The organism is Ancylobacter sp. 3268, assembly GCF_031456575.1.
Taxonomy (GTDB): domain Bacteria; phylum Pseudomonadota; class Alphaproteobacteria; order Rhizobiales; family Xanthobacteraceae; genus Ancylobacter.
The window spans coordinates 53,203-67,594 of record NZ_JAVDUX010000023.1 but is presented as its reverse complement, the minus strand read 5'-3'; the positions used below and the strand labels follow the sequence as shown (position 1 = coordinate 67,594).

Below are 14,392 nucleotides of genomic sequence, written 5' to 3'. Positions count from 1 at the left end.
GATCTCCGCCCACAAATCATCCGGAAGCAGCTTCTTCACCATGAAGCCAAACTCAAGCCGACATGGTTAACAAACGGTTTTGTTAGGCGCTCTAAACCCGCGCAGCGCCATCGGATTTGCAGTTTTCCGTGGAAGGCATGAGCGCATGCGACCATTGAGGTCGATTGTGCTGATGGTCTCGCTGCCGTTCAACGCGCCCGCTTTCTGCCGGAGCCCTTGAGAATGGAGATCTGCAAGGCAATAGCCCTTTGTCCCCATTGGACCTTCCTTAGCCAAATGGTCGCCGCCGACTGCTACCGTCGGATTTGCAGCAGGCTTCGCTTATCATTCACGCGGCAGAGAGCAAGGCTAGAGGAGTGTCAAACGACACCTCCACCCCCTGCGCCGATATCGCGGTGATCCTCCCGCGGTGCGCACTCCCATCCTCCAGCGTGACGAGCACGGAAGTCAGGGGCACTCCCATCATGGACGGCATCTCGGTCGTAATGAAGCCGGCCGCATAGAGGCCGCCGATGGAAGCCGTCGTCGTTCGGCGCATCACCTTGATGTCATAGCGAGCGGTCGTCGCGGCGAGCCCGGAGACGCGCAGCCAGCCCTCACCCCCGAAGGATCTCATCACTTCCATTCTGCGGAAAGCCTTCACCCTATCTCATCGCTGGACAATCGTTGGTCGTTGAAAGAGTTCCTCCCATGCTATTGAACGCGACGTTGGGCGCTGGACGTGCTATAAGTTCGTCGTTCCAAATGGAGCCCGTGCATGGGGCGATCGGCCCCAACGGTTGAAATGGCGCCGCGCTGATCGCGCCCTCAAATCTTCCGCCACATCTCTCATGAGCCGTCGGTACTGACGGCAGCGTGGCTATCATGGAAAAGCTGGAGGAACGCGCGCGTGCGATTTGCGCGCAGGATCTGTTGGCGGCCGGGTGCTGGCCAACCGAAATGCAAGAGAAGATTGACCGGCTTTGGCCGGTCGTCGCGCGTGAAATCACGGGCGGCGACACCGATGCCGTCTTTGTGCACATGCTTGATATGGCGGAGAGGCAGCGCGAGTACGATGCCATGTGCAACCGCCGGAATGGCGGCGTTGCGGGCAGCAGCTTCCAACTCATAGGCGCGGATCAGTCAAAGCCGGATCGCTGAGCCTGGGAAGGGAGGCATCTGGCGATCAGCCGACGGTCAAGCCGATGGCCGGCGGATCCGCCAGAATGCCGGCCTCCTCTGCCGCGGTTGCAAATGCCAGCCTGAAGGCTTCGACCGGGACGTGATGGGCCAGAGCGTCCAATGCCACTCGCCGGGCAGAGACGTGCAGTGAGGTGTTGGAGAAGGCTTCCGGCCAACTCTCCATCAGAAACCGTGCCGCACCCTCGACATCCCCGATTGTCCGCCGGGTGGAGCCGTCCTCCCAGACAGTTATCGGCGTGATGAGCATGGCCATTTCGATCCCCCGAAAACGCCCCCGCCGAGGCGGGGCAGGGGCCAGGTTGTTGTGCAGGCGGGCCGGCCAGAGGGCAGCCCGTTCAGGCCCAACGTCCCCAACTGCTGTTCGTTCCATCGAACGGAAGCGTCCCTCGCCAGCGGAAACCGGTGGGTGACGGACTGGCCGGCTGCCTTGCCATGGCGCGGAGGCCGCAGGCTCGCATGGACCGCATTGTCGATGCCGCTGTGCTTGCCAAAGTGTGCGCCAACCGGGCGGTGGGCTGACGTTTGGGACAGTAACCGAAAGACGTCTCACTATTCAGCGAGGCGAGATCGATCCCGGATGATCGAACGGGATCACGCCGTCTGCGGCCGACAGTCTCGGTGAGCCAGCAGGCGGGAAAGTCGCTCTACGTTGGAAAGCGATTCGCTGCTGGTCTTTCGCAATTTGCCGCTCTCGAATGCAGCGATGACGCTGTCATGGACATAGCTGCTGCGGCACACCGTCAAGGTGTTGGCAAGTTCATCGGCCAGCGGCCCGATCGCCTTACGGATCTGCTGACGCCGGCCGCGCTCGCTCTTTTCCGGCTCCAGCCGGGCGAGTTGGTCGAGCACGCCAAGCGAGGCAGTGAGCGTGCGGAAATCCTTGAGCGAGATCGGCTGCCCGCTGATTTCCTTGAGGAAGCGGTTGGCATCGCCGGCATGAATGGCATGGAGGGCGCCGTCGGCGTCGCGATATTTGAACAGCCGGCGACCGGGCAGCGCCTTCAACCGGGTCAGCGCCACGGCTAGGCGCGCGTCGCTCAGCTGTTTGCAGATTGCCTTGCCGCCCTTGCCGGTAAAGGCGAGGGTGATGGTGTCGCCATCGATCCGAACATGTGACTTCAGCAGGGTGGTGGCGCCGCGCGTGCCGTGCTGCTCCGCATATTGTTCGCTGCCCGGCCGAATGGCGGTGAGCGCTACCAGTTCGACCGCGGCAGCGAGCGCAAAGCGCTGGTCAGGCTCGGGCCGACGCAAAGCCCGCCGTACTTCGCGTGTGATGGTCGGCAAGGCTCCGGCCAGTGCCGAAAGCCGCGCCGCCTTCAGCGTCTCGCGTACCCGGGTCCAGTCGGGATGGTAGCGGTATTGCAGCCGCCCGGCGGCATCGGTGCCGATGGCCTGGAGGTGCGCCCGGGGATCGGCGGCGAACATCACCTGCGTATAGGCGGGTGGCACGGCGAGACTTTTCAACCGGGCGAGGGTCGCCTCGTCTTCGATCGCCCGGCCGTCACCGCTCTCATAGCTGAAGCCGCGCCCCCGCCGCTTGCGACGGAGGGTCAATGCGGAACAGGTGACGATCCGCAGATCGAAGCGGCGCGCGAGGCGCCGGAGAGCACTTCTGTCGGTCATTGCCGTCGAACGTCTCCCTGAAGTCGCGCCGATCAACGCCGCCGCCATGCCGTCCGTTCCGGCGAGCGTGGCGGGAAACGCGTGTTCGGCACATACGTTCTGCCTGCCGACTCCGGGGAGGATCATGGCGACGCCACGCTCGGCACTGGTGGCGGGCTCGATCGCGGCTACCGCATCTGCACCGTCGAGGATGCTGTGTGCCCAGCCTCTTCGCCGGCTGAGCTTATGGAGCGGCTGACGGTGCGACGGGGCCGGCGCCCCGCTGCGCATAGAAACCCGCGACGGCCGGGATTGCCTCCTCCGGCAGGCGCGCGGCGATGGTATGCATCACATGGGCCCGGGCGTTGAGCGGCTCGTCCTTTTTCATGCGGGTGAGCCGCGCGGCGAGATAGCTTGCGTCCTGTCCGGCGAGGCGCGGATAGGCCGGGTTGCGGCGGGCCGAGCGGCCATGGCAGCTCTCGCAGGCGGGGACATCCCTATCGGGCAGGCCGTAGAAGGCGATGCGCGCGCCTGGCGTGTCTTCGGGCAGGCTGCCATCGCTGAGGCCGGGCAGGCCGGCATAGTAGCGGGCGAGGCGCTGCAGCTCGATCTCCGGCACGTCGTCTACCGCGAACTGCATGACGCCGCTCGGGCGGGTTCCCTGAGCATAGGCCCGCAATGTGCGTACCAGATAGGCCTCGCTCTGGCCGGCGAGGATTGGAAAGGCGCCGCCGGAAGAGCTGCCATCGACGCCGTGGCACCGGGCGCAGCGCTCCAGCGCCGGATCCTCCGGCACGGGCGGACCGAAGGCGAGGCGGCGATAATCCTCGCCCGACATCTTCGGCAGCGCACGAAGGAATGCCACCATGGACCACACCTCGTCGTCGCGCTGTGGGGCGATCCATGACGGCATTCCGGTATATTTGACGCCGTGGCGGACGATGCGGGCGAACTGGCGCGGAGTCCATTTCGCCGGTGCACCCTCGAGCCTCGGCGGGGCCGGAGTCATATGTGCCGCGAGCACCGGCGCCGGGGCAAGCGGCGAGCCGTGGCAGAAGGCGCAGGCGGTCTCATAGTGTCCGGCAGCGCGGCGGATGTTGGCGGCGCTGTCGAGGTCGGCCGGAGGATCCGGTTCGAACAGGGCGTAGGTGCGGACCGAGTTCTGCATCGCCCAGTGCAGTGCCCAGGCGGTGACGCGCCAATGCCCGGAGCTGGCGCCGATATTGATGATCCCCGACCATGCGATGAGCAGGCCGAGCAAAACGACGCTGGCGAGAATGACGAGCAGGCGGCGCCAGGTCAGCCTCATGGCGAGGCCTCGCGGTGCGACGAAGATGGCGGAGGCTCTTTCAACACCACCCGCGCCATGAGAGCGAGACCGCCGGCGAGATAGATCAGTCCGCCGGCGAACAGCATGATCACCCCGCCGAGTTGCTGGTCGGCGACGGCAGTGGCGGGATCGGAGCCGCAGATCGGCACGCCGTTCTCGACATAGAGCGGACGGCTGGCGAAGGCGATCAGCGCGCCGAGCAGCGTCATGTGCATCGAGGTGAGCAACAGCCCGAGCGTGCCGATGAGCGCGCCGGCGACCGCGCCGCTTGTCGCGCCGCCTGCCGCGCGGTTGAGACAGGACAGCCAGAGCAGTATCCCGCCGCCGAGGAAGCTCGCCTGTTCGGCAATGTTCACGAGGCCGTTCTGCCGGGCGGCGATGTGCAGCAGCGGCATGTGCCAGCCCCAGACGATGGCGAATTCCAGCATCGCGGCGAGCACCGGGGAGAACAGCCGGGGCAGGCGCGCCGACGGGTCGAGCTTTGTGCCGGAAATGCCGATCGCGATCAGTGGGGCGGCGAGCGCGACGACGCTCATATGCACGATCATATGCGCGGTGAAGGAGGTCGCCGCTGCCCCCGGCAGCGGTCCGCCCCAGGCGAAGGCGAGCACCAGAAGTCCGGCGATGAGCGTGGCTTTCCTCATCGCACGCACTCCGCGATGAACAGGGCCGGCATGGCGCCGAACAGCACGGCGACCGCGCTGAGCGCGCACACCAGCAACGTCGCGAAGCCGAGGAAATGCTGCTGATCCTCATCGGTCGGCTCATCATGCGGCGGCAGATCGGAGCCGAAGCCCCAATGCCGGTGCGCTTGAACGCCGGCGGCGAGGATAAAGCCGAGCGCCACGACGGTGGCGGCGGCGATGGCAAGCCGCAATTCCCCCAGAGCGGCGGGTGCTTTGGCGCAGATGATCGCCCCGGCGACGTAGCAGAACAGAAAATGCAGCGCCCAAACCGTGGGTGGCGCGATCAGGGTCCAGAGGTTCGGGGTGTTGCGGCGGAACAGCATGGCGACCTCACATCGCAAGCGGGGCAAGGGCGAGCACGACGAGCGTGGTCGCCATGGTGAGGGCCGCGAAATGCCAGTACAGCACGACGTTGCGCAGGTCGATGTCGTGCGTGGCCGTGAGCCGGCCGGCGAGGCTGCCGGCGAGGCAATATCCCTGCATGAGCGCTCCGACGACCAGATGCACGGTCGTCCAGATCACGATCACCCACACGGTTGCAGGATAGACATGGGTGGTCGGAGCGAGTCCCGCCTGCCAGGGCGACAGCACGAGCAGTGCGCCGCCGATCAGCGCCAGCATTATGGAGGCGGCGAGGGTGAGGCGGAGGAAGCTCGGACGGTCTGCCCGGTTCGCCACACGGGCGCCGAGCATCAGACCCCATGAGGCGAATGCCGCGACGCTGCCGGCCATCAGCAGCGTGAGGTCCGGGACGGGATCGGCGGCGGGCGGGAACGAGGGCTGGATGGTCCAGTAGTAGAAATAGGCGAAGATCAGGCTGAGGAAGGCGGTGCCGTCGCCGACCATGGTGATGAACATCGCCCACCAGCCGACCGAGGCGGAGCCGGAGGCATAGAGCGGCAGTCTCACGCCCATGCCGGCATGCTTCTCCGGTTTCTCGGGTATCCGTGCGGTGCCGGTCCACAGCCAGACCATGATCGCGGCGATGCCGAGCGCGCCGGACACGGCGGCGGCGACGTACCAGTGGAACGTCGTGGCGATGAAGCTGCCGCCGATGAGGACGGCCGCGATCATGGGCTTGAAGCTGTTGCCGGGCACGCGCAGCACCTGCTGCGGCTCGGCATCGAGCACGCCGGTGACCAGGGTCTCGCGCTTTCTCTCCGGCGCACCGGGCAAGAAGAAACGGCCCTCGTCGATCTCCCGCATCAGGTTTTTCTGGTCCCAGAGCGGGTAGCGGCTGGAGACCGGCGGTACAGAGCGGATGCCCCAGGGTTCGGAAGGATCACCCGCTACCCATTCCAGCGTCCCGGCATTCCAGGGGTTGCGCGGGGCGCGGGCCTTACCGGGGCGCAGCACATCACAGACGAGCACGACTATTCCCGCGGCCATGACAAAGGCACCGAGCGTCGAGACGAGGTTCAGCCCGTCCCAGCCGAGCCCTTCCGGATAGGTGAACACCCGGCGCGGCATGCCGCGCAAACCGGTGATGTGCATGGGCAGGAAGGCGATGTTGAAGCCGCAGAACATCAGCCAGAACGACCAGCGCCCAAGCTTCTCCGACAGCATCCGCCCGGTGATGAAGGGATGGAAATAGTACACGCCGGCGACCAGAGGGAAGAACATGCCGCCAATCAGAGTGTAGTGCAGATGCGCGACGACGAAGTAGCTGTCATGCGCCTGCCAGTCGAATGGGGCGAGGGCCACCATCACCCCGGTAAGTCCGCCGAAGACGAAGATGGCGAGCGCGCCGGTGGCGAACAGCATGGGGATGGCGAACACGGCCCGGCCGGCGAGCAGCGTCGCCACGAAGACGAAGATCTGTACGCCGGTGGGGATCGCCACCGCCTCGGATGCCGCCGAGAAGAAGCCGATCGAGAGCGCGGGGAGGCCGATGGTGAACATGTGGTGCGCCCACAGCCCGAAGCTGAGGAAGCCTGTGCCCACCGCCGCCAGGACGATCCAGCCATAGCCTAGAATCGGCCGCTGCGCGAAGGTCGGCACGATCATCGCCAGCAACGCGATGGAGGGCAGGAAGATGATGTAGACTTCCGGGTGGCCGAAGATCCAGAACAGGTGCTGCCACAGCACGGGATCGCCGCCGCGCGCGGAATCAAAGAACGGCCAGTCGAACAGCCGCTGCATCTCGAACAGAATGTCGCCGGCGATGAGGGGTGGGAAGGCGAACAGGATCATCCCGCCGACGATCAGCACATACCAGCAATAGAGCGGCATCAGGTTAATGCGCATGCCGGGCGGCCGGCATTTTAGGACACCGACGATCAGTTCCACCGCCGCCGCGATGGAGGCGACCTCGATGAAGGACAGGCCGAGCAGCCAGATGTCCGCCCCGATGCCAGTCTGCGTCGTGTCGGTGGCGAGCGGCGGGTACATGAACCAGCCGCTGTCCGGCGCTGCGTCGAAGAAGATCGAGCCGCCGACGAACACCCCGCCGATGAGGAAGCACCAGAAGCCGAAGGCCGACAGGCGTGGGAACGGCAGGTCGCGCGCGGCCAGCATCTGCGGCAGGATGAGGATCGCCACCGCCTCGAAGATCGGCACGGCGAACAGGAACATCATCATCGTGCCGTGCAGCGTATAGAGCTGGTTGTAGGTGCCGGCCGAGACGAGATCGTTGCCGGGCACCGCGAGTTGCGCGCGCATGATCAGCGCCAGCACGCCGGCGAACAGGAAGAAGAAAAACGAGGCGGCGGTATACCAGAGCCCGACCACCTGATTGTTGACGTTGGAAAAATAGCGCCAGCCGAGCGGGATATCCCACACCGTCCGCAGCTCGGCCTCTTCGCGGCGCTGGCGCTCGGTGTCGCTCTCGCTCATCGCAGGCTCCCGAGATAGGCACCGATAGCGTCGAGTTCGGCCGGTGCCAGCATGGAGAAGGAGGGCATGCGGATGCCGGGTTTGAGCGTTCCTGCCTCCGCGATGAAGCGTCGGCGGTTCTCCGGTGTGTTGGCCAGCATGCCGGCGCCGAGCGAGAGCCGGTCGGCGAAATGGGTGAGGTCCGGGCCGATGCTGCCCGCTGCCGCCGTGCCGCGCACGGTATGGCAGCCGCCGCAGCCATTGGCGAGGAAGGTGCCGTCGTCGGTCGTCGACGTCGCCGGCGCGGCCTCGCGGGCGAGCCAGGCCTGGAACTCGCTCGGAGCCATCACCACCACCGGAAACGCCATATAGGTGTGGGATCGTCCGCAGAACTCAGCGCAGACGCCGCGATAGGTGCCGATCCGATCGGGATTGAGCACCAGGCGGTTGGTGCGGCCGGGGATCATGTCGAGCTTGCCGGCCAGCGCGGGGATCCAGAACGAATGGATGATGTCGGCACTGTCGAGGAACACTTCCGTGGGGCGGCCAGCGGGTAGGCGCAGCTCGTTGGCGGTCTCGATCCGCTCGCCGTCCGGTCCGGTGTAGCTGACGCGCCACCAATATTGCTCGCCGGAAACATGTACCGTGAGCGCCGGCTCACCTGCGCGCAGCACCGGCATCAGCCGCAGCCCATAGGCGAGCAGTAGGGCGAGCACCAGCGTCGGAAACACAGCGCCGCCCCAGAGGATGATGCGCAGCCCGCCGCGCTCACTGATCGGCTGCTTCTGCCAGCGGCTGCCGAAGAGGGCGGCGGCGATCACCACGAGCCAGATCGCCGCGGCGCCTGCCAGCATCACCCAGAACAGGATGGCAACCTCGGCGGCTTCACGGCCCGCGGGGTCGAGAGCGGATTGCGGGCCGCTGCAGGCACCGAGCAGAAGACCCGCGCCGGCGGCAAAGCCGGCACGTTGATGATGATCGATCCGCCCGCCCCGGCCCCGCATCCCGGTGCGAGGCTTAAGGCCGTTGGCTGAGCGGCACGTGTTCGTCGGTGTCGGACCCGCGGCCTGTTATGGGGACGTCCGGCGCCACAATCTCCACTCGCCATCTGCCCAGGCGCCACGGGTGTCGGGGATCGAGCATCGGCGGGCTCCGTCAACCAGGGTTTCGATCCCAACGGCTGGCTGCCGGCTTGGTTCCGAGGCGGCAGGCGGGAACCGAGCCGGCGCTGCCGGATTGGCGAAGGGACCAGCAGCAAAGGAGACCGGCATGAACTCAGGGCAGGGCGACATTCGCATCGGCGTGTCGGGTTGGACCTATGCGCCGTGGCGGGGAAATTTCTACCCGAAGGGCCTTGTCCAGAAGCGCGAGCTCAACTTTGCCGCGAGCCAGTTTGCGGCACTGGAAATCAACGGAACGTTCTACGGGCTGCAACGCCCGGAGGTGTTTCGGAAATGGGTTGAGGCGACGCCGGATGATTTCGTTTTTGCGGTGAAGGGCTCGCGCTTCATCACCCATGTCAAGCGCCTTAAGGAAGTCCGGGTGCCACTGGCGAATTTCCTCGCTTCCGGTGTGCTGTGCCTCGGGACGAAGCTCGGCCCGCTGCTGTGGCAATTGCAGCCGAGCTTTCGCTTCGATGCCGGCCTGATCGGCGATTTTCTTGCCCTGCTGCCGAAGGACACGGCGGAGGCGGCGCGGCTGGCGCGCCAACATGACGAAAGGCTCGACGGGCGAGCCGTCACTTCCGCCGACGCCCGGAGACCGCTGCGCCATGCTTTGGAAATCCGCCATGACAGCTTCCGCACGCCGGAGTTCGTCGATCTGCTTCGGAAACACAATATCGCGCTGGTCTGTGCCGACACGGTGAAATGGCCCCTCTTGATGGATGTGACTTCCGACCTCGTTTATTGCCGCCTGCACGGGTCGAGCGAGCTCTACCGCTCGCGCTACAGTGACGATGACCTTGACCGCTGGGCGAAGCGGATCAGGGCATGGGCGGAGGGGCGCCCGATGGAAGATGGCGCGTTTGTCGGGGCCGATGCCGCGCCCGTAAAACCGCGCGACGTGTTCATATTCTTCGATAATACCGACAAGCTGCACGCACCCGAGGATGCCCGCCGCCTGATGGAGCGGCTCGACATCCACTGGCACGCGCAGATGGTGGAGGCGGCATGAACACTTCCCCTCGCACGGCGCTTCCGCGACTTGGCGATTTCACAGGGATCGTCGGATTCGAGACGGCTTGCCGAGGTCGAGAGAGTATTGCTGTGCTCGATGACCTCGTCGACGGAGCCAATCCAACGCGCGAGTTGCTGAAATGCTCCTTCGCCTATGCCGCAGCCCCTATGTCAGGCAATGCCCTTGCCGCCGGTGACGCCATATACCTCGCCATTGATGAAGCTGGCTTCCTGCGAGGCGAGGAGCACATAGATCGGCGAGAGCTCGACCGGCTGCCCCGGGCGGCCGAAATCGCTGTCCTTGCCGAAGGACTGCACCTTTTCGTTCGGCTGGCCACCGCTCGGTTGCAACGCAGTCCAGAACGGACCGGGGGCGACCACGTTGGCGCGGATGCCCTTTTCGATGAGCTGTTTGGCGAGCGCCTTGGTGTAGGCGACGATACCGGCCTTGGTCGTGGCGTAATCGAGCAGGATCGGTGAGGGCTGGTAGGCCTGGATCGAGGCGGTGGTGATGACGGAAGCCCCAGCCGGCAGATGCGGAACGGCCGCCTGTGCGATCCAGTGCAGCGCATACAGGTTGGTTTTCATCGTTCTGTCGAAGTCAGCCGTCGACAGCTCCTCGACGGCTTCGCGGTACTGCTGTCGTGCGGCGTTGATCACTAGGATATCGAGCCCACCCAGCTCGGCGACGGCCCTATCGACCAGTTCGCGGCACCAAGCTTCCTCCTTGACGTCGCCGGGAAGTGCGACGGCCTTGCGTCCTTCCGCTTCGATCAGGGCGATGACCTGTTTCGCGTCCGCCTCTTCATCGGGCAAATAGGAGATGGCGACATCGGCGCCTTCGCGCGCGAAGGCGATGGCCGCGGCCCGGCCGATGCCGGAATCGCCGCCCGTCACTAGCGCCTTACGCCCCACCAGCTTATTCGATCCGCTATAGCTCTCCTCACCATGGTCCGGCGTGGGATCCATCTTCCGAGCGAGCCCGGGCATGGGCTGCGGCTGCTCGGGAAAGGGGGGAGCCGGGTACTGTTTGCGTGGGTCTTGCATTTTCAGGCGATCGGTCATGGTGGCCTCTCCTTTGAAGTCGAGGTGGCGGTGGATCAGTCGCCGGTCTCCGAGTTGGTCGCAGCGACGGGCTTGGATTCCGGTGAGCCCTGATGGCGCAGGAAGATCGACAGCACGACCAGCACGAAGGTCGACAGGAATTCCGACTGCCAGTTCTGGAACGACTCGAACCACAACTGCGGATCGCGCAAATGGCTCCACATCGTCTCGATCTCGCTGCCATGGCGGAGCGCCTGGGCATTGGCGGCGACCATGCTGAACCACCAGTGCAGCAGGAACGACGCAATGAACAGCAGCGCCAGGGCAAGGCCGAGCGAGTGGGCATAGAGCCATGCCGCCAGCGGATGGCGGGCGCGCCATGGCACCCTGTCGTCGGGCCTGAAGGGCTCATCGGGATCTCGCGATTCCGCTGAGCCGCGCTGGAACAGCATGGCGGTGAACACGACATAGGTCGCCATCTGCAGGAACTCGCTCTCCCAGTTCTCGAAGAGCGCCGACAGAAACTCGCCCGTGGCCAGATAGGCCATGAGGCTCATGGCAGCCTGCCTGTGCTCGGCAAGTTCTTTGTTGAAGGCGGCCTGGCCGGCCAGCACCATCCCGGCAACGGAGACGAGGAACATTGCGCCGAGAGCCAGCGACAGTCCGTTGTTGCGCAAGAAAGTCCGCATGAGGTCTCCCCCGAGCTAACGCCAGCCGTCGAGCACTTCCTCGGTGTTCGCCACCTCGATCTGCTCGCTGAAGCGGTTGAGATAGAGCTCCATCAGCGCGTCGTGTGTTTCGTCGGACGAACTGCACAGCGCATCCGCCACCAGAATGACCCGGAATCCCCGGTCGATGGCGCCAAGCGCCGTGGCGAGGACACAGACATCGGTCTCGCCGCCGGTGATGACGACCGTATCGACCTCGGCCGGCGCGAGCAGCCCGTCGAGCCGGCCTTCCAACCAGGGCGAATAGACGCGCTTGTCGATCACGCCTGCCGGTGGAACGAAACGTTCCAGAGCCGGTACCAGCCGGATGGCGTCCGCGCCGATCTCCTCAAGCGTGGCGGATGCCCAGCGGCGGTAGTAACGCGCCCAAGCGCCGCGACCTTCTCCGGCCCGCGCGGCCGGGATGAACCGTGTGAAGACAGTCCGTTCCGGCCGGTGGGCGCATAAGGCTTCTATCGCGGGCAGGACCTTCTCCAGCCGTGGAACCGCCCATGGGTAGCCGGGCCCGAACAGCCGTTGCATGTCGACGCATAGATGGAGGCAGGTAGCGCCAAGCGGTCCATGGACAAGTCCCTGGGCGGCCATCGCAACTTCCTCAGAGTTTAACGCTCGCTTCCCGCGCCCACAGGCGCAGCTTGCGGCATTGCTCGACAAAGGCGGACACCGATGCGCTGCCCTCCAATACGGTGAGCCCCTCGTCGGCATCAGGGGCAATGCCGGCCTTGGCGAGCAGAGGCGCGGCGGCGGGCGTAAAGCCGATGAACTTGCAATGGGCGAAGGCGTCAGCCACGAAGTCGCGCGCCGTCGCCTCCCGCAGCAAGCGGTCCGCGCCTTCTTCCGAAAGCACCAACGCCACGGCGTCGAACAGGACGGAAGGTCCGCCGTCGATCATATGGTGGGCTGGGATCTTGGTGCCGTCCTTAGTCTCGACCCCGCCCACCTTGGGCGCGATCAACTCGACAATCGCCTTCTCCTTGGCGAAGGCGGCCTGAAGGGCGGTGAGCACATCGCCATCACAGCCATTGCTCACGAGCACGCCGAGCTTGCGACCGGCGAAGCTTGCCGGACCGTTTTCGATGATGCTGAGCGCGGGAGATGCAGGCAGGTCGTCGCGCGGCGGAACGGCCGCATCGGCGGGCTTCGGCAACTTTTCCATGCCTAGCTTGTCGGCCACCGCTGCGCCGAGCGCCTCGTCGACGTTCAGAAGATGCGCCACCATCCGCTCACGGATCACCGGCTCCTCGACCTTGCTGAGTTCGAAGGTGAGTGCCATGGCAATGTGCTTCTGCTCTGGACCGGTCTGGCTATTGTAGAACTGCCGGGCCTGGCTGTAGTGATCGGCGAAGCTCTCCGGCCGCAGGCGCATCTTGGGCGCAGCGACCTCTTCGCGGAACGAACGAAAGCCGCGGACGGGATCCTCGCGCGGGCCTTCGCCACGCGAGTTGGGCTGGTAATTGGTGCGCCCGACCGGGTTGCGCATCGCCATGTGGCCGTCCTGCTGGAAATGCGCGAACGGGCATTTCGGCGCGTTGATCGGAATATGGGTGAAGTTCGGGCTGCCAAGCCGCTTCAGCTGGGTGTCGAGATAGGAAAAGTTCCGTCCCTGAAGCAGCGGATCGTTCGAGAAGTCGATGCCCGGCGGCACGTTCTGCGTCATGAACGCCACCTGCTCGGTCTCGGCGAAGAAATTGTCGGGCATGCGATCGAGAACCAGCCGGCCGACCGGGATCGGCTTGAGGATCTCTTCGGGAATGAGCTTGGTCGGGTCGAGCACGTCAAAGTCGAAGCTGTCGGCGAAGGCCTGGTCGAACAGCTGCACGTTGAGTTCCCATTCCGGGAAGTTGCCGGACTGGATGGCCTGCCACAGGTCGCGGCGGTGGAAATCGGGATCGGCACCGTTGATTTTAACCGCCTCGTTCCACAACACCGACTGCAGGCCGAGCTTCGGCTTCCAGATGAACTTGACGAAGGTGGATTCGTCCTCAGCGTTCAGGAAGCGGAAGGTGTGGACGCCAAACCCTTCCATGAAGCGGTAGGAGCGCGGGATCGCCCGGTCGGACATGACCCACATGATCATGTGCATGGATTCCGGAGTGAGCGAGATGAAGTCCCAGAAATTGTCATGTGCCGACTGGGCCTGCGGGAAGGCGCGATCGGGTTCCGGCTTTACCGAGTGGATGACGTCGGGAAACTTGATGGCGTCCTGAATGAAGAACACCGGAATGTTGTTGCCGACGAGATCCCAGTTGCCTTCCCGGGTGTAGATCTTCACCGCGAAGCCGCGCACGTCGCGGGCGAGATCGAACGATCCTTTCGAGCCCGCGACGGTGGAGAAACGCACGAAGGCCGGCGTCTTCTCGCCGGCCCGCTGGAACAGGTCGGCGCGGGTATATGCGGCGAGCGATTCATAGGTCTCGAAATAGCCATGCGCACCGTAGCCGCGCGCATGAACGACGCGCTCGGGGATACGCTCATGATCGAAGTGGAAGATCTTCTCACGGAAGTGGAAGTCCTCGATCAGGCTCGGCCCGCGCGCGCCGACTTTCAGGGTGTTCTGGTCGTCCGAGACCGGCCCTCCCTGCGCCGTGGTCAAGACGGGAGTGTCGCCTTCGGCCAATTGGTGCAATTCGCCGCCATTGCCGCGAATGAGGGTTTGATCGTGAATCCTCGTGGCTGCAGCTGGGGATTCCTTGGTCTTGCGTGCCATCGCGGTTAGCTCCCTAAGCGTGCGAGGCGTCCGGCGCGCTCCGCATCGCTGCACTAACCTTGGGAGCCGTCTTTCGTTGCGTCCGAGTCGTTCGAGCACTGTCGACCCAGCTTGCGCTGCCG

Annotated in this window: 14 protein-coding genes; 2 read left to right on the top strand and 12 right to left on the bottom strand. The window is 65.1% G+C overall.

Features of this window, described 5'->3' with window-relative positions:
• Positions 1 to 328 precede the first annotated feature (328 nt).
• Positions 329 to 643, bottom strand: a complete 315-nt coding sequence (locus J2X65_RS24540) for a hypothetical protein (RefSeq protein ID WP_310207320.1) — start codon at positions 641 to 643, stop codon at positions 329 to 331.
• Positions 644 to 864: 221 nt separating this feature from the next.
• Between J2X65_RS24540 and J2X65_RS24535 the strand changes: the two genes are divergently transcribed.
• Positions 865 to 1,140 carry a hypothetical protein gene (locus tag J2X65_RS24535; RefSeq protein ID WP_310207317.1) on the top strand — a complete coding sequence of 92 codons (276 nt, stop codon included), beginning with the start codon at positions 865 to 867 and terminating at the stop codon, positions 1,138 to 1,140.
• Between the two features lie 25 nt (positions 1,141 to 1,165).
• Here the strand turns inward: J2X65_RS24535 and J2X65_RS24530 are convergent, their stop codons facing one another.
• The 7 genes from J2X65_RS24530 to coxB all read right to left on the bottom strand — a co-directional run bounded on the left by J2X65_RS24530 (position 1,166) and on the right by coxB (position 8,618).
• The gene (locus tag J2X65_RS24530) at positions 1,166 to 1,435 is read right to left on the bottom strand and encodes a DUF982 domain-containing protein (protein WP_310207314.1); all 270 of its coding nucleotides are present in this window, start codon (positions 1,433 to 1,435) and stop codon (positions 1,166 to 1,168) included.
• A gap of 338 nt (positions 1,436 to 1,773) precedes the next feature.
• Positions 1,774 to 3,075, bottom strand: coding sequence for a DNA topoisomerase IB (locus J2X65_RS24525; protein ID WP_310207310.1), 1,302 nt, complete (start codon positions 3,073 to 3,075; stop codon positions 1,774 to 1,776).
• A complete protein-coding gene (locus J2X65_RS24520; protein WP_310207308.1) occupies positions 3,029 to 4,093 on the bottom strand; it encodes a c-type cytochrome in 1,065 nt (354 codons plus the stop codon). The genes J2X65_RS24525 and J2X65_RS24520 overlap by 47 nt, the downstream gene beginning before the upstream one ends.
• On the bottom strand, positions 4,090 to 4,758 hold the full coding sequence (locus J2X65_RS24515; RefSeq protein WP_310207305.1) for a cytochrome c oxidase assembly protein: 669 nt from the start codon (positions 4,756 to 4,758) through the stop codon (positions 4,090 to 4,092). Before J2X65_RS24515 ends, J2X65_RS24520 begins: the two co-directional genes overlap by 4 nt.
• Positions 4,755 to 5,123, bottom strand: a complete 369-nt coding sequence (locus J2X65_RS24510; RefSeq protein WP_310207302.1) for a hypothetical protein — start codon at positions 5,121 to 5,123, stop codon at positions 4,755 to 4,757. The genes J2X65_RS24515 and J2X65_RS24510 overlap by 4 nt, the downstream gene beginning before the upstream one ends.
• Before the next feature lie 7 nt (positions 5,124 to 5,130).
• The gene (gene ctaD, locus J2X65_RS24505) at positions 5,131 to 7,635 is read right to left on the bottom strand and encodes a cytochrome c oxidase subunit I (RefSeq protein WP_310207299.1); all 2,505 of its coding nucleotides are present in this window, start codon (positions 7,633 to 7,635) and stop codon (positions 5,131 to 5,133) included.
• On the bottom strand, positions 7,632 to 8,618 hold the full coding sequence (coxB, locus tag J2X65_RS24500; RefSeq protein ID WP_310207296.1) for a cytochrome c oxidase subunit II: 987 nt from the start codon (positions 8,616 to 8,618) through the stop codon (positions 7,632 to 7,634). Before coxB ends, ctaD begins: the two co-directional genes overlap by 4 nt.
• 265 nt (positions 8,619 to 8,883) lie before the next feature.
• Between coxB and J2X65_RS24495 the strand changes: the two genes are divergently transcribed.
• Positions 8,884 to 9,789, top strand: coding sequence for a DUF72 domain-containing protein (locus J2X65_RS24495; protein ID WP_310207325.1), 906 nt, complete (start codon positions 8,884 to 8,886; stop codon positions 9,787 to 9,789).
• A 173-nt stretch (positions 9,790 to 9,962) separates the two neighbouring features.
• Here the strand turns inward: J2X65_RS24495 and J2X65_RS24490 are convergent, their stop codons facing one another.
• Genes J2X65_RS24490 through J2X65_RS24475 form a run of 4 tightly spaced genes read right to left on the bottom strand, consistent with a single transcriptional unit; the run spans position 9,963 to position 14,270 of the window.
• Entirely contained in the window at positions 9,963 to 10,856 is an 894-nt protein-coding gene (locus J2X65_RS24490) for an SDR family oxidoreductase (RefSeq protein ID WP_310207294.1), read from the bottom strand.
• A 35-nt stretch (positions 10,857 to 10,891) separates the two neighbouring features.
• On the bottom strand, positions 10,892 to 11,524 hold the full coding sequence (locus J2X65_RS24485) for a DUF6766 family protein (protein WP_310207290.1): 633 nt from the start codon (positions 11,522 to 11,524) through the stop codon (positions 10,892 to 10,894).
• 15 nt (positions 11,525 to 11,539) lie between these two features.
• Positions 11,540 to 12,148, bottom strand: coding sequence for an isochorismatase family cysteine hydrolase (locus tag J2X65_RS24480; protein ID WP_310207287.1), 609 nt, complete (start codon positions 12,146 to 12,148; stop codon positions 11,540 to 11,542).
• Between the two features lie 10 nt (positions 12,149 to 12,158).
• Positions 12,159 to 14,270, bottom strand: a complete 2,112-nt coding sequence (locus J2X65_RS24475) for a catalase (RefSeq protein ID WP_310207284.1) — start codon at positions 14,268 to 14,270, stop codon at positions 12,159 to 12,161.
• Positions 14,271 to 14,392: the final 122 nt, after the last annotated feature.